Genomic DNA, 17,947 nt, shown 5'->3' with positions numbered 1-17,947 from the left:
GAGAAGTCGCCCTGTGTGGGAGCGTTGCAGCAGCGTCATCGAGGTACAGCAAAAATCTTCGAGGGGGGGGATTACACCTTAAAACCGCCGGTGGGTGCAATCCCCAATTGGACCTTTTACCCCTTTTTACGCCACAGAGTCATCTCCGATAGCGTGTGCTGATGTTTGCGGGCGGTTTCCCGAATGACAAAGGGCACCTGGTGAACCTCTATCAGGGCAAAGGAGGCGCCCAACCGATCCCTGAGCGCGTCCAGGGTGGTGTAACTCTCTCCGTCCTTCTTAAAGCCGCCGAGCCAGCTCTCTCTGGGGGTGAACTCCTCCAGCCAGGTATAGGGTGAAACCAGCACCAGCAGGCCCCCCGGGTTGAGTCGTTCTCCGATAAGGTCCAGAAAGCGGGCAGGTTCCGCCAGGCGATCCAGCAGGTTGGAAGCCAGCACCAGGTCATAGCCGCTGAACTGAGGCTTGAGATTACAGGCATCTCCCTGAACGAAATTTAGACTGAGGCTTTTCCCCTCGAGGTCGAGATCCGCCAGGGTCACCGTTTTGTACTCCACCAGCTCTCCCTCCACAGGGACGGCAAAGCGCTTCTCCTTCTGCTGCAGCAACTCATAGGCGTGCTGGATAAAGCGGGCAGAAAAATCCACCCCATCAACATGGTCAAACTGACGCGCCAGTTCAAAGGCGGCCCGGCCCACCGAGCAGCCGATGTCCAGGGCTTTGCGGGTTTGGCCAAGATGAGGACGTAACAGGCTGACTAACTGTTTGGGGAAGTTTCTTACGCCGAAATACTCGGCGCCATAGTGGAACTCCAGGTACTGGCTGACCAGTGCATCCGTCTCGTAGGTATTGGTGTAGCGCGTATCGGCCAGCTTCTGGTGGGACACCAGATAACGAAAGCCCGCATGCTGATAGAAGTGGCGCCTGAAGGCGTATCTGGAATCCGCCAGGGCTTCGTTACCGGTGGAGATCCAGGAACCGCCTTTCATCAGGTTGTGTTTGCCGTCGAAGGTGGGGGTGGAGAAGTCGTCATACAGGGGATGGACACTGAAGCCGGAAAAGCCGTTGATTGGGGTCTCGGTCCATTGCCAGACGTTACCCACGACATCGTTGATTCCCTGATGATCAAATTGATCCACCGGGCAGGAGGACGCCCAGTGATCCAGCATCAGATTACCGGGAACCTGCGCCCACTGTGGGTTGTTGTCCTCGACCCGGCGGCGAAGCAACTGCCATTCGGACTCGGTGGGCAGTCGCACCGGACTGCGGGAGGCGGCGGCCTTCCAGTTGCAGAAGGCCTTGGCTTCCAGCTGGTTCACCTCCACCGGCCAGTTCAGTGGCAGAGGCATCTCCTCGGTGAGGTTCCGCTGATACCAGTGGTCGCCGTCACGACGCCAGAATCTGGGGTGCTTGGCCTTGGTGTAGGCCAGCCAGGCCTGCCCCTCATCGCTCCAATACTCAGAGCGGGCGTAACCGTCAGCGTCAACAAACTCCTTGAACTCCTGATTGGACACCAGATACTTGGCTACCTGAAAGTGATCGACCTGCTGCTGATGAAGGCCAAATTCATTGTCCCAGCCATAGCTATTGCGGTTGCCTTCCCTCCCCAGGGTCACGCGATCCCCTTCCACATCCACCAGCTGGTTGGCAGGGGCAGGGCCGTTGTGGGGACAGCTGGGCCAGTCCGGGTGGGGGGCGACCTCTTCCAGGGGCAGTTGCCGAATGATCACCGATGAGGTCTCAAGGTGGATGCGCTCGTGCTCTATGCCCATCAGGATCACCCAGGCCGGCTGGTCCTGGGTGATGGGCAGGGAGAGAGGCATGGTATCGATCACCCGGTTAACCCGGGCAAACACTGCATCGCGATATTCGCGTACCTGTGCCACCGACGGCCAGCGGTAGTTGGCCTCGTCCAGATCGTCCCAGGACATCTCGTCCACGCCGACGGCAAACATGGACTCAAACTCCGGGTTGATGCGGGAGTCGATGATCCCTGCCAGCTTCAGCTTGTTGATGAAAAAGGTGGCGGTGTGGCCAAAATAGAAGATAAGTGGATGGCGAAGGGGTTCCGCTTTCAGATAATAGGCCTGATCACGAACAATGACCTCGAACAGATTTTCATACAGGCGCCAGGTGTTGGAGAAGTACTCCTTGAGTTGTTGCCGCTTGAGCCTGGTGTCGCTGCCGGAAAGGGAGAGAGTCTGCGCATTCCTTTGAATCATTTGACCATCCTATGAGTTAACACAACTATCCACAGTGTAGACAACAAAGGATGACGCCCCTGTGTCAGGGGGGACATACGCAAAAAGCCCGCCAAAAGGCGGGCTTTTTTTAATTGGTGCGTCTGAGTGGACTCGAACCACCGACTTCCACCATGTCAAGGTGACACTCTAACCAGCTGAGTTACAGACGCAGGATTGGTACACCTGAGTGGACTCGAACCACCGACCCCCACCATGTCAAGGTGGTGCTCTAACCAACTGAGCTACAGGTGTATAAGTCAAATACTGACCAGGCAGTACCGAACGGGTCGTAATACTAAAGAGAGCAGGGTAGCATGGCAAGCAAAATTCCCGCTGAAAGGGCTGACCGGCTATTCCCTGCCCAAAAAAACCTGTGGAGTGTCCGGCTCATTACCCAACTAAGCTGTATTTATGTTTCTGCGAGGAGAATCACCATGACCAAAGCACGGATCGCCGTGTTCAGCAGCAAGTCCTACGATCGCCATTCGATGGACGCCGCGAATGAAAAGTATGGCTTTGAGCTGGATTACTACAAGACCCAGTTGACCGCGTCCACTGCCAAGCTGGTGGAGGGTTACGATGCCATCTCCTGCTTCGTCAATGACATCGTAGACACCGCCGTATTGGAACAGCTGGATAAATCCGGCATCAAGATGATTGCGCTGCGCTGTGCCGGATTTAACAATGTCGACCTTGAAGAGGCGAAGAGTCGAGGGTTCGTGGTGAGTCGGGTACCCGGTTATTCGCCGGAATCCGTGGCGGAACATGCGGTGGCTATGATGCTGTGCCTGAACCGTAAACTGCACAAGGCCTACTCCCGCATTCGAGAGCACAACTTCAACCTGGAAGGTCTGCTGGGCTTCAACCTGGGCAGCAAGACGGTCGGCGTCATTGGCACAGGTAAGATTGGCCTGGCCACCATGAAGGCCCTGAGTGGTTTCGGCTGCAAGCTGTTGTGTCATGACCCCTATGTGAACCCAGAAGCGGAAAAGCTGGGTACCTATGTGGACCTGGACACCCTCTACGCCCAGAGTGACATCATCTCTCTGCACTGCCCTCTGACCGAGGAGAGTCACCACCTGATCAACCGTGAAGCCTTCCACAAGATGAAAGAGGGCGTCATGCTGATCAACACCTCTCGTGGGGCGCTGGTGAACGCTTCCGATGCCATTGAGTCCCTGAAAAGTGGCCGTCTCGGCTACCTGGGGCTGGACGTGTATGAATTGGAAGGGGATCTGTTCTTCCGTGATCTGTCCGGGCAGGTGATCCACGATGACGTCTTCGGCCTGCTGCTGAGCTATCCCAATGTGCTGGTGACCGGTCACCAGGGGTACTTTACCGATCTGGCCCTGAGTCAGATTGCCGATACCACCCTGGGCAACATCAAGGCCTACCAGAAGGGTGAAAAGACAGGCAACGAGATCTACTGATCTTTTGCTGACGGCATAGAAAAAGGCGCCCAACGGGGCGCCTTTTGTTGTGGTTGGCGTCAGCGCTTGGCCTGAGCATTGTGGGCGTGGCGCATCTCCTGTGCTTTCTCTCTGATCTCCTGCAGATCCCGCACCATCTCACTCCAGCCATACCACAGGGCATAGTCGGGGTTGGCGTGGAAGGCCCCCTGGAAGGCACGCATTCTGTGCTTCAGGTGCATCTCAAACAGGGTTTGCTCGATGCTGGTCGGTGCATCGTGGAAGGTGAGCAGATCCGGGAACGGATGCGCGTAGCTTTCCGGTTTCTTCAGCACCCCATCCTTATAGAGTGCGGCGATTTCGCGGATCGCTTCGGCCATCAGGTGGTCGAGATCCCGGATTAGGTTGTCGGCCTTATCCAGTTCCGCTTTGGCAAAATTCTCCGAATGGCAGTCGCTGCACACCTGAATCATCTTGTTGCGTTCGGCGTCGAAGGAAGCCTTGTCGAGACGGGCCACATCGGCCGCCTTGACGACATCCAGTCTTGGGGTGGGGTTACCCTCCATATCCAGTACGCCCAGGGCCTGGAGCAGGGTGATCTGATCGGCTTTCCACTGCGGGTCTTCGGACAGCGGCAGGCGTACCGCCAGGAAACCCCAGGCGGTTCTTACTTCGTGGTTGCCATCCACCATATGGCAGGTCTGACAGGTCGGCGCCTTGGTGCTCTTGGGCAGGGTGCCGTTCTGCGCGAGCAGATAACGCACGCCATGTTTGGAGGAGGACCACATCTCCCACTGGGGATGATCGAATCCCATGTGACAGGTCTGGCAGGCCTGGGGCTCCCTGGCTTCCTTTACTGAGAAGCTGTGCCTGGTATGGCAGGCGTCACAGGATGCGTGACCAAACTTGCTGCCCGCCTGCTTCAGCGCCTCAATCTCTTCGTCGCTCTTGAGCCCCAGCTTGTGACAGCCGGTACAGCCTTTCATCCCTTCATTCAGAGCCATGGGCAGGGCGTGAGTGGTGGGCATCGCCTGGACTGACGCCCAGGAGAGGGCGTGTTTCCCCTTGGAAAACTCTTCAAGGCGCTCGCTGTGACAGGCGCCACAGGTGTCCGCTGTAATGGTCACCAGATTATCCACGTCGTCGGCGCTCTTATGGTCGCCGTCATGGCAGGTGTCGCAGCCGATGTCATTGGCGTGATGCTTACTGGACTTCCAGTCCTCTACAATGGAGGGGGAGATCTTGGTGTGGCAGGACTCGCAGGTCTCCTCCGACAGGGCGAGGGGAGCGACGAGCAAGAGTGGTACCAACAGCAGGGCGCGCATAGCAGTCTCCTTGAGCCGTGCAAACTCAATTGAGCTTAGCCTAAGCCGCAGAAACTGTATGGTTAATTAGCGGTATCTTCTCAGCCGTTGGAATAGCGGCTCATGCGGACACTGGTTTCACCATTGCTCAGGGTGTAAGTCAGGGTTGGCAGATCCACGCCCGGCTCATTTTTCTCACCCACATAGATGTAGTAACACGCTTCCGGGCCTGTCCGATACCAGTACTTGATCGGCGTGGAGGTGTCTCCGTCAAAGCTGCCATTGCTGGCGGGCCGACTCCTCATATCGCTGTCCAGCAGAGCGTCCCAGAGTTCGCCGCAATTGGCGCCGCTCAGAGAGCCGTCAAAGCTGGTGCCGCCGGGATAGCCCTGATCATTGCTGTCTACGTCGCCATCACCAAAATTCTTCAGGTTGCTGACAGCGCCTTGCTGGCCGTTGGCCAACCAGGCGCTGTGATACAGGGTGATGCCCGAGCGAAACGCGCTGAATGCACCCTGGTAGACACCGGTATGCGCCTCGGAGGACAGCGACAGGAAACGGGGCAGGGCCACCAGGGAGAGAACGCCCAACACCACCAATACGACCACCAGTTCAATCAGGGTGAACCCCCCGGGACGATTACCAATTTTCATAGATTTACCGCAATAGAATCATTACTCTAAGTAGTTGCGCTGGCGAGTATATCAGCAGTTTGGAAGGACTCAAAATAGAGAGGGCCGCAGGTGCGGCCCTCTTGGGTCAAAGGTCTTTACGACCTTTATGACGGCGTCGAATTAGCTCAGTGGATCTCTATCCTATCCTGCACCGGCGCCTTGGGCTCGACCTTAGGCAGGGTCAGCTTCAGGACACCGTTGTCAAAATGGGCGTCGATCTGTTCGGCATTGAGGCTGTCGCCGACTTCAATATTGCGTACAAACACCCCTTCATGGCGCTCTTTACGGATGAAGTGCTTCTCTTTGGTTTCGCTCGCTTCGCTTCGACGAGCCTCGATGCGCAGCACACCGTTGGCCAGGGTGATGGACAGATCCTCCTTCTTCACGCCAGGAAGGTCGGCACTCAGCAGGTACTTGTCCTCCTCTTCGACGATGTCAATTCTGGGCAATCCCATGGAAACAGCGGAATGCTCCTCATCCTGGGAGCGTCTGCGGTCCATCAGAGGCCAGAAATCGAACAATGAATCACGGGGAAACAGGTTCATAATGTCCTCCTCTCACTCCTCGGGACAGCGGGCTTTACCCTCACCGTTGTCCCTGCTATTCCTCATTGAAATTTTACGCCCTGAAAGCGACCTTGGCTCACAGAATGTGCTCATTTAGTGATCTGGGTCAATCGGGCTGGGTTGGGGATCTCAAGGCATCCGCCAGCGACGAGATCGCCTGGCGCCGTATCCCGGTCACCGGCTGGCAAAAGCTGAGTCTCAGGCAGTGATCAAACCGATTCGTGGTAGAGAACAGCGAGCCTGGGGTAATCACAATCTTCTGTTCGATCAGGGGGCGGTAGGCGGTCTTGGTGTCTATGCCAGGAGCGAGCTCGAGCCACAGTGCCAGCCCGCCTTCCGGCTCCGTAGCGGTGTAGTAGCCACGCCAGTCCTGTTGCAGACTTTCCAGCAGTTGGTCGCGATGACGGGCCAGTTTCTGCCTCATGGCCATCAGGTGGCGCCGGTAATGACCCTCTGCCAGATAACTGGCTACCCCCTCCTGAACCGCCTGGCTGCCCGATAGCTGATTAATTAATTTGAGCTGGACAATGCGACTGTGGAGACGGCCACCGCAGATCCACCCCAATCTCAGATCCCGTGACAAAGACTTGGAAAAGGAGCCACACAGAATGACCCTTCCTTGAGTGTCAAACCGCTTCAACGGCTCAGTCTGAAGGTGAAAACCCAGGTCGCCATAGATGTCATCTTCGATGAGGGTCAGCGGGTATTTTTCGGTAAGGGCTACCAGCCTTTTTTGCTCCTCCGCGGGCAGGGTGGCCCCGGTCGGAGTGGCATAACTGGGGGTGACCACACACACTTTGACCTGCCAGCGTTTTATGGCATTTTCCAGGTCCTCAGCGCGGATGCCAAACTCCGGGCTGGCCGGTAACTCCACCACCTTGAGCCCCAACTGCTGCAGAAGCTGCAGCACCCCATAAAACGCGGGGCTTTCGACCGCGACGGTGTCGCCGGGTCGGCAGCAGGCCATCAACGCCAGAAACAGGCTGTTCTGACACCCTGAGGTCAGTGCTATCTGGTCTACCGCCAGGGAACAGTGTCGACTGCGGTAGCGGGCAGCCAACTGGTCTCTCAGGGCCGGTAAACCCTCCGGATCGCCATAGTAGGCCGCCTTGCGGGTAGGCTGCTGACGCAAGGCGCGACTCAGGTGCCGGTTGAGCAGTAACAGGTGCGGATCCGGCGCGTCGACCGGCGCCCAGGGGCAGAGGTCGAACGCGGCGCTGCGGGCCATGATCTCTTGAAACAGCACGGGCACGTTGACTTCACTGGGGATGGTTTCTGCCGGTTTGCCTGGTGCCTTGGCGCCGGGCTTTCTGAGGGCGACAAAATAGCCTGAGCGAGCCCGAGCCTCGATAAGACCTACCGCTTCCAGGGTATGAAGTGCCTTCTGTACGGAGATTTTTGCCAGACCATGTTGCTGGCTCAGACTGCGGATGGAGGGAAGACGCTCTCCCGGTTGCCACAACCCCTGCTGAATCTGTTGGTTGAGAAAGGATGCCAGTTGTTGGTATCGAAATTGGGCCATGGTTAGGGCTCGACAATGAATCTGTACCTATTTTAAAAAATATTTTTGTATCTACCAATGACAGAAGTGCTCTTTAGACTGACAGCGCGTTTCGATTTTGGAGAGAGACAGTGTCTTCAGCCAACCAGGACCCCAACCTGATCATCACCACAGCCACAACAGGGAAAATATATATTCGAGAACAGTTTGGCCGCTTCCAGAGGTTCAGGCGTCGCTTGAATCTGGTGCTGGTTGGCGTGTTCTTGCTGCTGCCTTTGCTGCCTTATCAGGGACGCCAGGCCATCTTGATCGACCTGGAGAGGCAACGGTTCGATCTGTTCGGCGTATCACTGTTCCCACAGGACCTGCTGATCGTGGCCTTTCTCTTTATCCTGGCGGCATTTTTGCTGTTCTTAGTCACCAAACTCTATGGCCGGGTGTGGTGTGGTTACACCTGTCCCCAGACCGTATGGACATTGATGTTCAACTGGTTAGAGAGGCGCATCGAAGGCAGCCATAATCACAGCCGTGCCCTGGACCGCAGTCAGTGGGGGCTGACCAAGGTAGCCCAAAAATCGGTCAAGCACCTTGCCTGGTTGATGCTCTCTCTGTTTACCGCCCTGGGCTTCATGGGCTACTTCGTACCGGTGAATCAACTCTATGTCGGCTTTTTCACCTGGGAGAACTCCGTCCTGGTCCAGTCCTGGGTGCTGTTTTTCACCCTGTGTACCTATGTCAACGCAGGCTGGCTCAGGGAGAGGGTCTGTCAGCATATCTGCCCCTATGCCCGATTTCAGTCAGTGATGTTTGACGACACCACCACTCTGGTTGGCTATGACGCCGCCCGTGGTGAGAGCAGGGGGCCACGAAAGCGGGGCAGCCAGCCCGCAGCACTGGGAGACTGCGTGGACTGCAACCTCTGTGTTCAGGTGTGTCCTGTGGGCATCGATATCCGTCAGGGTCTGCAATATGAGTGCATCAACTGCGGCCTTTGTGTGGATGCCTGCGATCAAACCATGGACAGGTTTGGCTACCCCAGAGGGCTTATTCGTTACGCCTCAGAAAATCACAGGCAGTTAGGGGTAACCGGTTACCTGGGGTATGGCCTGGCCGTCCTGGTGACGCTGCTGGTCACCCTGGGCTGGAGCAACAGCCGCAGCAGTTTCGAGGTCAATGTGCTCAGGGATCGTCAGGCGCTGTACCGCATCAACGACGAAGGGTGGGTGGAGAACACGTATCGGTTCAAGATGCTGAACAAGACACAGGAGTCACGCACCTACGCAGTGATAGTTCAGGGGTTTTATGGACTGAATATCGACGGTGATGCCCACTTTACTCTGGCACCCGGCGAGCATCAGACCCAGGTGCTCACCGTGGCCCTGACTCAGGCAGCGGATCAGTGGGAGACCCCCATACGTTTTGTGGTGGTGGACGTCGACACAGGAGAACACCTGTTCCGCGCCTCAACCTTTTATGCTGAGCGAGGGTAGGGCCAGCCAGTTCCTCTCCTTGGTAACGTTCTCAGCAGGGCCACTCGTTCAGAGTGGTCTTTTTTTGGCTGGCGCCAAATACAAAAAAGCCCGCTCTCATTGAGCGGGCTTTTTGCGATATGGTGCGTCCGAGTAGACTCGAACTACCGACCCCCACCATGTCAAGGTGGTGCTCTAACCAACTGAGCTACGGACGCATAATCTAAAATGTGGTGCGTCTGAGTGGACTCGAACCACCGACTTCCACCATGTCAAGGTGACACTCTAACCAACTGAGTTACAGACGCATATCGCTGTGCGATGCGCTAAATACTAGGGCCTGCGTGAGGCGATGACAAGGCCCGGTTGCAGTTAACGCGTTTGTTTGGCTAAAGATTGCCCTCGATGGGGTGGTTTTTGATCAGCCTGCGGTCTCCTGAGCCAATGCCAGTCGCTTCTGTACCCCTTTGAGGCGTATTTTTACCATCAGGGCCGCAGCAGAGAGTCCGGCAATAAAGCCTATCCAGAAGCCGGCAGCGCCCATGGCCGGCACCAGCCAGTCGGTGAGTCCCAGCACTATGCCGGTGGAGAGGCCAACTCCCCAGTAGGAGACCAGCGAGATCCACAACAACGCCGTGGTGTCCTTGTAACCGCGCAGGGTCGCCGCGGTGACTACCTGCACCGTGTCGGACAACTGATAGATGGCACAAAGCAGCATCAGCTGTCCGGCCAGGGTCAGCACCTCGGCATCCGTGGTGTAAAGAGCCGCAATCTGTTCCCGAAACAGCACCGTCCCCAGTGCGGTAATCACCGCTATGCCCAGCCCCATCATCAGGCCTATTCTTGCCACCATGGCCGCAATCTCGAACTCCTTGCGGCCCAGGTAATAGCCGACGCGGATAGTCAGGGCCATGCCTAATGCCAGAGGCAGCATGAAGATAAGCCCAGAGAAGTTGGCCGCGACCTGATGCCCGGCGACGGTCACCGGCCCCAGCGGGGCGATGGCCACCGCCACCACGGCAAACAGGGTGACCTCAAAAAACAGCGCCAGGGCAATGGGCAGTCCCAGTTTGACTACCGCAGCCTGCAGGGAAAGGTTGACCCGCTTCCAGCCCTGAAACAGGCGGTACTCTTTAAACCGTTGAGTGATCAGCAGGTAGAGGGCCATGGCCAGGAACATCCCCCAGAACACCAGGGCGGTGGCCACCCCGCACCCGGCACCGCCCATGGCAGGCATGCCAAAATGACCATAGATGAAGATGTAGTTGGCCGGAATATTGATGGCCAGCCCCACAAAGCCGATGATCATCGAGGGTAGGGTCCACGACAGCCCCTCGGTGAAATTCCTTAACACCTGGAACAGCAAAAACGGGGGCGCGCCCCACAAAACCGCGGCCAGATACCCCCGGCTCAACTCAAACAGCTGCGGATCCAGGTCCATCTGTGCCAAAATCCACTCGGTCTGGGTGAAGATGGCCATGGCCAGCAGGCCACAGACCAGCGCCAGGTAGATACCCTGATGAATCAAAGGGCGTATTCTACGCTCTTGCCGGGCACCGTGATGATGCGAGACCATGGGGGTCAGTGCCATCAGGATGCCGGCGAAAAACAGAATGGTCGGCAACCAGATGCTGGTGCCGACGGCCACGGCAGCCATGTCTGTGGCGCTGACTCGGCCAGCCATCACCGTATCGATGAATCCCATCATGGTCTGGGCAACCTGGGCGGCAAGAACCGGCAGGGCCAGGCGAATTAGGCTTTTGGCCTGATAGAGGCGACTGTGCATATAGGGCGTAAGGTCCGATACTACGAAAAATTATTGGAGTTGTATGTTTACTGGAATTGTTCAAACCACGGCGAAGGTAGCGTCCATTATCGAAAGGGACAAACTGCGAACTTTTGAGGTGGCGATTCCGCCTCAGTACCGGGAGAATCTGCAGGTTGGCGCCAGCGTGGCCCATAACGGGGTGTGCCTGACCGTGACTGAACTGACCGATAATAGAGTCTTTTTTGACGTAATGGAAGAGACCCTGAAGGTCACCAACCTGGGGGATCTGCGGGCTGGCGACAGGGTCAACCTGGAGCGCTCTCTGGTGTTCGGTAAAGAGGTCGGGGGCCACGTGGTGTCCGGCCATGTTCACACCCAGGCAACCATCAGCGGGATCGAGCGTACGGAAACCAATTGCGTCATCAGCCTGACCGTGGAGCCTCGCTGGATGAAATACATCCTGCACAAGGGGTTTGTCGCCATCGACGGCTGCAGCCTCACCGTTGGCGCCACCCGCGAAGACGGCTTCGATATCCACCTAATCCCGGAAACCCTCAGCATCACGACCCTGGGTGAGCGCAAACAGGGCGATCGTCTCAACATTGAGATCGACAGTCAGACCCAGGCCATCGTCGACACCGTGGAGCGCGTCCTGGCGCAAAAGGGGCTGACTGGCTAGGGACTGTTGGTCTTTTGTGGAGAGAGTTAGGCCGGCCCCGAAGGGCATCCCTAAATACCTAGATAAAATGCGATTAGGACCATCCTCTAGACGCACAATTGATCGTTAGGGCAACTTTTCCGCAAAACTAGCCACCAAGGGTCAACAGTCTCTAATAAAACTGCTCGTCATCGCTGTCCACATAAAGCTTCAGCTGCTGCTTCTGCTCATCGATGGCCAGATGCAGGTGGATGGCGTTGCAGCAGGCCTGACAATCTTCGTAGTAATCCTGTTCTCCGCCACTGGCGTCCACCGCCACGGCGGTATCATGACCACAATGGGGGCAGCGAATGCTTTGATAGAAGGCATCGGTTCTCATGGCGACGACTCCTCTTTTATTAATCTAATTCAAGTGTAAGTTACCCCAGGGGTTTTTACCTTGAACTACTGCAGATGAAATAGCAGGTTACTGAACTCTATTTCATTTGTAATGGAGGCTGCGCCTTTCTATACTACTGCCTTCGCCGGTTGGACCGAGCGCCGTTGCGAGCACTGTTTGCCCTGTAAGGCGAATACCTTGCCAAATGGCTCCGGTCTGAAAACCGACCTCTTTTCAATTCTATGCATGTGATCTTTTGTGTGGATCACCACTGTGGAGAGTCTAAATGCCAGTTATTACCCTGCCAGACGGTAGCAAACGCGAATTCGACACCCCCGTATCCGTAATGGACGTAGCCAGCGACATCGGTCCTGGTCTGGCCAAGGCGTGCATCGCCGGCCGCATCAACGGGGAGCGCGTCGATGCCTGCGAGATCATGGACCAGGACAGCGAGCTGTCCATCATCACTGTCAAGGATGAAGATGGTCTGGAGATCATTCGCCACTCCTGTGCCCACCTGCTGGGCCACGCCCTGAAGCAACTGTGGCCCGACGCCAAAATGGCCATCGGTCCCACCATCGACAACGGCTTCTACTATGACATCGACCTGGAGCACAAGCTGACCCAGGAGGATATCGATGCCCTGGAGAAGCGCATGCTTCAGCTGGCCAAAACCAACTACGATGTGGTGAAAAAGCGCGTTAGCTGGCAGGAAGCCCGGGATACTTTTGACGCCCGGGGCGAAGCCTATAAAGTTGAGATCCTGGATGAAAACGTCAGCCGTGACGACCAGCCCGGTCTCTATCATCACGAAGAGTACGTGGACATGTGCCGCGGACCTCACGTGCCAAACATGAAGTTCTGCCACCACTTCAAACTGATGAATGTGGCCGGCGCATACTGGCGCGGCGACTCCGACAACAAGATGCTTCAGCGCATCTACGGCACAGCATGGGGCGACAAGAAGCAGCTTAAGGCCCACCTGGTCCGTCTTGAGGAAGCCGCCAAGCGCGATCACCGCAAGATCGGTAAAGCCCTGGATCTGTTCCACTGGCAGGAAGAAGCACCGGGTATGGTGTTCTGGCACAACGACGGCTGGACCATCTACAAAGAGCTGGAAGGGTTTATGCGCACCCAGCTGGACAAGTACGGCTACGAAGAGGTTCGTACTCCTCTGGTGATGGACAAGGTGATGTGGGAACGTTCCGGTCACTGGGACAAGTACTCTGAGATGATCTTCGCCACCGAGTCTGAGAAGCGTACCTACGCGGTGAAGCCGATGAACTGCCCAGGCCACCTGCAGATCTTCAAGCAGGGCCTGAAGTCCTACCGCGACCTGCCATACCGTATGGCGGAATTCGGTCTGGTTCACCGTAATGAGCCGTCGGGCTCTTTGCACGGTCTGATGCGCGTGCGCTCCTTTACCCAGGACGACGCTCACGTCTTCTGTACCGATGAGCAGATCCTGGATGAAGTCACCGCCTGCATCCAGATGGTGTATGACACCTACAAGACCTTCGGCTTCGAAGAGATCGACGTGAAGCTGTCCACCCGCCCCGAGCAGCGCATCGGTGCCGATGACCTGTGGGACAAGGCAGAGCAGTCTCTGGCCGAGGCTCTCGAAGCCAATGGTCTAAGCTATGAACTGCAGCCGGGTGAGGGCGCCTTCTACGGTCCCAAGATTGAGTTTACCCTGCACGATTGTCTGGACCGCGCCTGGCAGTGCGGCACCATTCAGCTGGACTTCTCCATGCCTCAGCCCGAGCGCCTGGACGTCAGCTACGTGAGTGAAGACAACAGTCGTAAAGTACCTGTGATGATCCATCGGGCCATTCTGGGTTCCCTCGAGCGCTTTATCGGTATCCTGATCGAAGAGTACGCGGGTAAACTGCCCACCTGGCTGGCGCCGGTACAGGCGGTGGTGATGAATATCACCGATAAACAAGCCGATTACGTGGAAAAAACTGTCCAAGCGCTCAAAAACTCGGGAATTCGTGCCAAGGCGGACTTGAGAAACGAGAAGATTGGCTTTAAAATCCGCGAACATACTTTAAAGCGCACCCCGTATCTGCTTGTCGTTGGAGACAAAGAGGTCGAAAATGGCGAGGTGGCGGTGCGTACACGCGATGGCGTTGATTTGGGTAGCATCAAAGTCGACAAGATGATTGAGCAGATCCAGAACGAAATCAACGACCGTAGTCTGAAATTGCTGGAGGAATAAGCTATAAAAGGCGGAAAAAAGCAAGGTCCGGCCAAGGACCAAACTCGCATCAACGGTGAAATTCGTGCACGCGAAGTTCGACTGATTGATGCTGACGGTGAGCAAGCGGGTATCGTTTCCGGTCGTGAAGCGGCAGAGCGAGCCCAGGAAGCAGGGATGGATCTGGTAGAGATCAGTCCCAACGCGGAGCCACCGGTATGCCGGATCATGGACTACGGTAAGTTCCTTTACGAACAGGCTAAAAACCAAAAGGAACAGCGTAAAAAGACCAAGCGGATTCAGGTTAAGGAAGTCAAATTCCGTCCTGGAACCGATGAAGGCGACTATCAGGTAAAACTACGCAACCTGACTCGCTTCTTGGAAGACGGAGACAAAGCGAAAATTACGCTGCGTTTCCGAGGTCGCGAAATGGCCCACCAGGATCTGGGACTGAAGCTGCTCAATCGTATCAAAGACGATTTGGCAGAACTGGCCCAGGTGGAGGCTTTCCCTAAAGTGGAAGGTCGCCAGGCGGTGATGGTCCTCGCGCCAAAGAAGAAACAGTAAGGCTTCCAAGTAACAACTCAGCCCAGTCGCTGACTGGGCTGTTTTTGTTCGCCTTGCAGTTCTATTTTTTATTTACAATGCGGAGTTTAGAATGCCTAAGCTGAAAACCAATAAAGGTGCTGCTAAGCGTTTCAAGAAAACTGCCTCCGGCGGTTTCAAGCGCAAGCAGTCTCACCTGCGTCACATCCTGACCAAGAAGTCCACCAAGCGCAAGCGTCACCTGCGCTCCAAGCAAATGGTTGCTAAGTCTGACGTGGCTCAGATCCGCACCATGCTGCCGTACGCCTAATTGGGAGGGATTAAAACATGGCTCGTGTAAAACGCGGTGTGACCGCTCGTGCTCGTCACAAGAAAGTACTCAAGCAGGCTAAAGGCTACTACGGTGCCCGTAGCCGTGTCTATCGTGTAGCAGTTCAAGCTGTTACCAAGGCTGGTCAATACGCTTATCGTGACCGTCGCCAGAAAAAGCGTCAGTTCCGTCAGCTGTGGATCGCCCGTATCAACGCTGCTGCTCGTCAGAACGGCATGTCTTACAGCCGTTTCATCAACGGTCTGAAGAAAGCTTCTGTTGAGATCGATCGTAAGATCCTGGCCGACATCGCCGTATTCGACAAGGTAGTATTTACTGCCCTGGTAGAAAAAGCGAAAGAGGCTCTGGCCAAGTAAGTTTTTCTTACCTGGACAGGAAAAGGGACCCTAGGGTCCCTTTTTTAATATCTGAATATTGTTGAATATCAGACAATAAAAAAGCCGGCTGATGCCGGCTTTTTTATTATTCTTTATCAGCGGTGACCGCGGGGCAGGGTGCTGCCCTGAGCCAGCTTTTGAGCCCACAATTGCTTGGGGGACATGCCGCCGTTGCCACTTACTTTGGCCGCCTTTTTCGGAGCGGCTTTTTTAGCAGGCTCGCTCTTCTTTGGCTCGGCTTTCGGGGCTGCGTCTACGGACTCTGCGCCGCCAGTCAGCTCTTTAACCATGTCAGCCAGATCACCCAGACGCAGAGACTTACCGCCATCTACTTTGAACCAGCTGCCTTTTTGCTCGATCTCAGGGGTCTTACCGTGTTTCGCCAGGTACGCATCATTGAGTTGCTGCAGTACCTCTTCCTTATTCAGTTTGGACATATTGTTTTAAAACCTTTGTCTTTTCGCCGACTCGGGCTGATATTTCAGCCTGTCTTTATACCGATTTTGGGGCAATTTGTCTAATAAATGCCACAAAAAATCAGCGGATTTGCGATTTCCCCCGTTAAAACTCAGGTTTTGACCGACTGACCAAGTTCCTGGCAATTAGTTCTATAGACAATGGCCATCGGCTGCTGTTTTGACGCTATTGAAGAGCAGGGCTAAATATTGGAAAACCCTCCGTGGAACCAAGTACACTAAACTTATTCCCCAGCATACGAATTGAAGAAAGATGAAAAGAGTTGAGCTAATAGACGCCCTGGACCAGCTGTTGACCCCTTGGAAGTTCAAGGACTATGCGCCCAACGGCCTGCAGGTGGAGGGACGCGATGAGGTGTCCCATGTTGTCACTGCGGTCACCGCAGGCCAGGAGGCCATCAATGCCGCCATCGAATTGGGCGCGGATACCCTGCTGGTGCATCACGGTTATTTCTGGAAAGGGGAAAACCCGGTGATCACCGGCATGAAGCGACAGCGCATCAAAGCGCTGCTGGACAACAACATCAATCTCATCGGTTACCACCTTCCTCTGGATGCTCACCCCACTTTGGGGAACAATGCCCGGCTCGCACAGGCCTTGGGGTTAACACTGTGTGGCCCGATGGAGCAAGGCAATGAGCTCTCCGTTCCGGTCTGGGGCAGGTTTGAGACACCGGTGTCGGAAACGGAGTTGTGCCAACGAATCGAACGCGCCCTGGGACGAACTCCTTTGTGCATCAGTGGCCATGACAGGAAGATTGCCACCTTTGGGATCTGCACTGGCGGGGCGCCAGATTACATCGACCTGGCGGCCAGTCTGAACCTCGACGGCTATCTCTCCGGTGAAGTGGCGGAGCGCACCTACTACAGTGCTAAGGAGCAGGGCGTCAGTTATTTTGCCGCCGGTCACCACGCCACCGAACGGGGTGGCGTCCAGGCGTTAGGCCAGTACCTGACTGAGCACCATGGACTGAAAGTGACCTTTGTTGATTGCGACAATCCGGTTTGATCCCAGAGTGAAAAGGGCGCCGGATGGCGCCCTTTTTTTGTCACAGCTTCACCCGCCCGTTACGGCTGGTGCACCTGAACCACATCGATGCGACTGGCCTGGTCCAGGTCGATGTGACCGCTGTTGTCCGCATCAAAGAAATCAAACGCGGGCAGATCCGCTTCGGCGACCTCACCGCTGGGGGCCGCGTTGGGATCGGCCCTGAGTTCGGTAAAGTTAAACAGTCCACGGTCCACCAACTGGGAGGGCGCGACATTCTGCATGGCGGTAAAGATGGTTTCGATTCGCCCGGGGAACTGCTTGTCCCAGCCTTTGAGCATCTCTTTCACCTGCTTGCGCTTCAGATTTTCCTGAGAGCCACACAGATTGCAGGGGATGATAGGGAAGGATTTCAGCTCGGCGTATTCGCTGATGTCTTTTTCCCGGGCATAAGCCAGGGGGCGAATCACCACGTTGGCGCCATCGTCAGACAGCAGTTTTGGTGGCATCGATTTCAGCTTGCCGCCGAAGAACATGTTGAGGAACAGCGTCTCAATCATGTCATCCCTGTGGTGGCCCAGGGCGATCTTGGTGGCGCCAATTCTTTGGGCAAACCCATAGAGGGTACCCCGGCGCAGCCTGGAACACAGAGAACAGGTGGTCTTGCCCTCGGGGATCTTGTCCTTGACGATGGAGTAGGTGTCTTTCTCCAGGATGTGGTAGGCCACACCCAGGCTGTCCAGATAGGCCGGCAGCACATCTTCCGGAAAGCCTGGCTGCTTCTGATCCAGGTTGACCGCCACCAGCGTGAAATCAACGGGGGCACGGTGCTGCAGATTCAGCAGAATGTCCAGCATGGTGTAGCTGTCCTTACCACCGGAGAGGCACACCATCACCACATCGCCATCTTCAATCATACGGTAATCTTCAATGGCACTGCCCACCTCACGACGAAGGCGTTTCTGCAGTTTGTTCAGGCGGGTTTTCTGCTTCTGGGTAAGTTCCACTCCATACCTCAATATGCTGTCAATTTGGGGCTGGCATTATCCCCGTTAGGGGAG

The 17,947-nt window shown here is 55.9% G+C and carries 17 protein-coding genes and 4 tRNA genes; 8 read left to right on the top strand and 13 right to left on the bottom strand.

Annotation, left to right across the window (positions count from 1 at the left end):
• Window positions 1-116: 116 nt before the first annotated feature.
• The 3 genes from ovoA to G505_RS0104620 form a co-directional block, all read right to left on the bottom strand.
• Window positions 117-2,219, bottom strand: coding sequence for a 5-histidylcysteine sulfoxide synthase (gene ovoA, locus G505_RS0104630; RefSeq protein ID WP_028108516.1), 2,103 nt, complete (start codon window positions 2,217-2,219; stop codon window positions 117-119).
• A 114-nt stretch (window positions 2,220-2,333) separates the two neighbouring features.
• Window positions 2,334-2,410: transfer RNA gene (locus tag G505_RS0104625), tRNA-Val, on the bottom strand.
• A gap of 5 nt (window positions 2,411-2,415) precedes the next feature.
• Window positions 2,416-2,492, bottom strand: a tRNA-Val gene (locus tag G505_RS0104620).
• A 182-nt stretch (window positions 2,493-2,674) separates the two neighbouring features.
• On the opposite strand from G505_RS0104620, the gene G505_RS0104615 reads away from it, so the two are divergent.
• Entirely contained in the window at window positions 2,675-3,670 is a 996-nt protein-coding gene (locus tag G505_RS0104615) for a 2-hydroxyacid dehydrogenase (RefSeq protein ID WP_028108515.1), read from the top strand.
• Window positions 3,671-3,729: 59 nt separating this feature from the next.
• Here G505_RS0104615 and G505_RS0104610 read toward each other — a convergent pair whose 3' ends face one another.
• The 4 genes from G505_RS0104610 to G505_RS0104595 all read right to left on the bottom strand — a co-directional run bounded on the left by G505_RS0104610 (window position 3,730) and on the right by G505_RS0104595 (window position 7,715).
• On the bottom strand, window positions 3,730-4,974 hold the full coding sequence (locus G505_RS0104610) for a multiheme c-type cytochrome (RefSeq protein ID WP_028108514.1): 1,245 nt from the start codon (window positions 4,972-4,974) through the stop codon (window positions 3,730-3,732).
• A gap of 80 nt (window positions 4,975-5,054) precedes the next feature.
• A complete protein-coding gene (locus G505_RS23435) occupies window positions 5,055-5,606 on the bottom strand; it encodes a prepilin-type N-terminal cleavage/methylation domain-containing protein (protein WP_035385076.1) in 552 nt (183 codons plus the stop codon).
• Between the two features lie 146 nt (window positions 5,607-5,752).
• Window positions 5,753-6,172, bottom strand: a complete 420-nt coding sequence (locus G505_RS0104600) for an Hsp20/alpha crystallin family protein (protein ID WP_028108513.1) — start codon at window positions 6,170-6,172, stop codon at window positions 5,753-5,755.
• Between the two features lie 127 nt (window positions 6,173-6,299).
• Window positions 6,300-7,715, bottom strand: a complete 1,416-nt coding sequence (locus G505_RS0104595; protein WP_028108512.1) for an aminotransferase-like domain-containing protein — start codon at window positions 7,713-7,715, stop codon at window positions 6,300-6,302.
• A gap of 110 nt (window positions 7,716-7,825) precedes the next feature.
• Here G505_RS0104595 and ccoG point away from each other — a divergent pair, with 110 nt between their 5' ends.
• Window positions 7,826-9,184 carry a cytochrome c oxidase accessory protein CcoG gene (ccoG, locus tag G505_RS0104590; RefSeq protein ID WP_051215886.1) on the top strand — a complete coding sequence of 453 codons (1,359 nt, stop codon included), beginning with the start codon at window positions 7,826-7,828 and terminating at the stop codon, window positions 9,182-9,184.
• 120 nt (window positions 9,185-9,304) lie between these two features.
• Here the strand turns inward: ccoG and G505_RS0104585 are convergent.
• The 3 genes from G505_RS0104585 to G505_RS0104575 all read right to left on the bottom strand — a co-directional run bounded on the left by G505_RS0104585 (window position 9,305) and on the right by G505_RS0104575 (window position 10,949).
• Window positions 9,305-9,381, bottom strand: a tRNA-Val gene (locus G505_RS0104585).
• Between the two features lie 13 nt (window positions 9,382-9,394).
• Window positions 9,395-9,471, bottom strand: a tRNA-Val gene (locus tag G505_RS0104580).
• 113 nt (window positions 9,472-9,584) lie between these two features.
• Window positions 9,585-10,949 carry an MATE family efflux transporter gene (locus G505_RS0104575; RefSeq protein ID WP_028108510.1) on the bottom strand — a complete coding sequence of 455 codons (1,365 nt, stop codon included), beginning with the start codon at window positions 10,947-10,949 and terminating at the stop codon, window positions 9,585-9,587.
• A gap of 43 nt (window positions 10,950-10,992) precedes the next feature.
• Between G505_RS0104575 and G505_RS0104570 the strand changes: the two genes are divergently transcribed.
• Entirely contained in the window at window positions 10,993-11,610 is a 618-nt protein-coding gene (locus G505_RS0104570) for a riboflavin synthase (protein WP_028108509.1), read from the top strand.
• 151 nt (window positions 11,611-11,761) lie between these two features.
• Here G505_RS0104570 and G505_RS0104565 read toward each other — a convergent pair whose 3' ends face one another.
• On the bottom strand, window positions 11,762-11,968 hold the full coding sequence (locus tag G505_RS0104565; protein WP_028108508.1) for a CPXCG motif-containing cysteine-rich protein: 207 nt from the start codon (window positions 11,966-11,968) through the stop codon (window positions 11,762-11,764).
• Between the two features lie 286 nt (window positions 11,969-12,254).
• On the opposite strand from G505_RS0104565, the gene thrS reads away from it, so the two are divergent.
• The 4 genes from thrS to rplT all read left to right on the top strand — a co-directional run bounded on the left by thrS (window position 12,255) and on the right by rplT (window position 15,401).
• Window positions 12,255-14,189, top strand: a complete 1,935-nt coding sequence (gene thrS / locus G505_RS0104560) for a threonine--tRNA ligase (protein ID WP_028108507.1) — start codon at window positions 12,255-12,257, stop codon at window positions 14,187-14,189.
• 3 nt (window positions 14,190-14,192) lie between these two features.
• Window positions 14,193-14,735 carry a translation initiation factor IF-3 gene (gene infC, locus G505_RS0104555; protein WP_084643823.1) on the top strand — a complete coding sequence of 181 codons (543 nt, stop codon included), beginning with the start codon at window positions 14,193-14,195 and terminating at the stop codon, window positions 14,733-14,735.
• Window positions 14,736-14,826: 91 nt separating this feature from the next.
• Window positions 14,827-15,024, top strand: coding sequence for a 50S ribosomal protein L35 (rpmI, locus tag G505_RS0104550; RefSeq protein WP_028108505.1), 198 nt, complete (start codon window positions 14,827-14,829; stop codon window positions 15,022-15,024).
• 17 nt (window positions 15,025-15,041) lie between these two features.
• Entirely contained in the window at window positions 15,042-15,401 is a 360-nt protein-coding gene (rplT, locus tag G505_RS0104545; RefSeq protein WP_028108504.1) for a 50S ribosomal protein L20, read from the top strand.
• A 116-nt stretch (window positions 15,402-15,517) separates the two neighbouring features.
• Here the strand turns inward: rplT and G505_RS0104540 are convergent, their stop codons facing one another.
• Window positions 15,518-15,859, bottom strand: coding sequence for a hypothetical protein (locus tag G505_RS0104540; protein ID WP_028108503.1), 342 nt, complete (start codon window positions 15,857-15,859; stop codon window positions 15,518-15,520).
• 292 nt (window positions 15,860-16,151) lie between these two features.
• On the opposite strand from G505_RS0104540, the gene G505_RS0104535 reads away from it, so the two are divergent.
• On the top strand, window positions 16,152-16,907 hold the full coding sequence (locus G505_RS0104535) for a Nif3-like dinuclear metal center hexameric protein (RefSeq protein WP_028108502.1): 756 nt from the start codon (window positions 16,152-16,154) through the stop codon (window positions 16,905-16,907).
• Window positions 16,908-16,966: 59 nt separating this feature from the next.
• On the opposite strand, the gene ttcA is transcribed toward G505_RS0104535, so the two are convergent.
• Entirely contained in the window at window positions 16,967-17,893 is a 927-nt protein-coding gene (gene ttcA / locus G505_RS0104530; protein WP_157509031.1) for a tRNA 2-thiocytidine(32) synthetase TtcA, read from the bottom strand.
• Window positions 17,894-17,947: the final 54 nt, after the last annotated feature.

The organism is Ferrimonas futtsuensis DSM 18154 (genome assembly GCF_000422645.1).
Classification (GTDB): domain Bacteria; phylum Pseudomonadota; class Gammaproteobacteria; order Enterobacterales; family Shewanellaceae; genus Ferrimonas; species Ferrimonas futtsuensis.
The sequence above is the reverse complement of the archived record's forward strand: the minus strand, read 5'-3'. Positions and strand labels throughout refer to the sequence as shown.

Excerpts from the sequence above, each read along its gene's own strand:
- ovoA (WP_028108516.1), bottom strand. The coding sequence starts at position 2,219 with ATGATTCAAAGGAATGCGCAGACTCTCTCCCTTTCCGGCAGCGACACC.
- G505_RS0104615 (WP_028108515.1), top strand. The coding sequence starts at position 2,675 with ATGACCAAAGCACGGATCGCCGTGTTCAGCAGCAAGTCCTACGATCGC.
- G505_RS0104610 (WP_028108514.1), bottom strand. The coding sequence starts at position 4,974 with ATGCGCGCCCTGCTGTTGGTACCACTCTTGCTCGTCGCTCCCCTCGCC.
- G505_RS23435 (WP_035385076.1), bottom strand. The coding sequence starts at position 5,606 with ATGAAAATTGGTAATCGTCCCGGGGGGTTCACCCTGATTGAACTGGTG.
- G505_RS0104600 (WP_028108513.1), bottom strand. The coding sequence starts at position 6,172 with ATGAACCTGTTTCCCCGTGATTCATTGTTCGATTTCTGGCCTCTGATG.
- G505_RS0104595 (WP_028108512.1), bottom strand. The coding sequence starts at position 7,715 with ATGGCCCAATTTCGATACCAACAACTGGCATCCTTTCTCAACCAACAG.
- G505_RS0104575 (WP_028108510.1), bottom strand. The coding sequence starts at position 10,949 with ATGCACAGTCGCCTCTATCAGGCCAAAAGCCTAATTCGCCTGGCCCTG.
- G505_RS0104570 (WP_028108509.1), top strand. The coding sequence starts at position 10,993 with ATGTTTACTGGAATTGTTCAAACCACGGCGAAGGTAGCGTCCATTATC.
- G505_RS0104565 (WP_028108508.1), bottom strand. The coding sequence starts at position 11,968 with ATGAGAACCGATGCCTTCTATCAAAGCATTCGCTGCCCCCATTGTGGT.
- thrS (WP_028108507.1), top strand. The coding sequence starts at position 12,255 with ATGCCAGTTATTACCCTGCCAGACGGTAGCAAACGCGAATTCGACACC.
- rpmI (WP_028108505.1), top strand. The coding sequence starts at position 14,827 with ATGCCTAAGCTGAAAACCAATAAAGGTGCTGCTAAGCGTTTCAAGAAA.
- rplT (WP_028108504.1), top strand. The coding sequence starts at position 15,042 with ATGGCTCGTGTAAAACGCGGTGTGACCGCTCGTGCTCGTCACAAGAAA.
- G505_RS0104540 (WP_028108503.1), bottom strand. The coding sequence starts at position 15,859 with ATGTCCAAACTGAATAAGGAAGAGGTACTGCAGCAACTCAATGATGCG.
- G505_RS0104535 (WP_028108502.1), top strand. The coding sequence starts at position 16,152 with ATGAAAAGAGTTGAGCTAATAGACGCCCTGGACCAGCTGTTGACCCCT.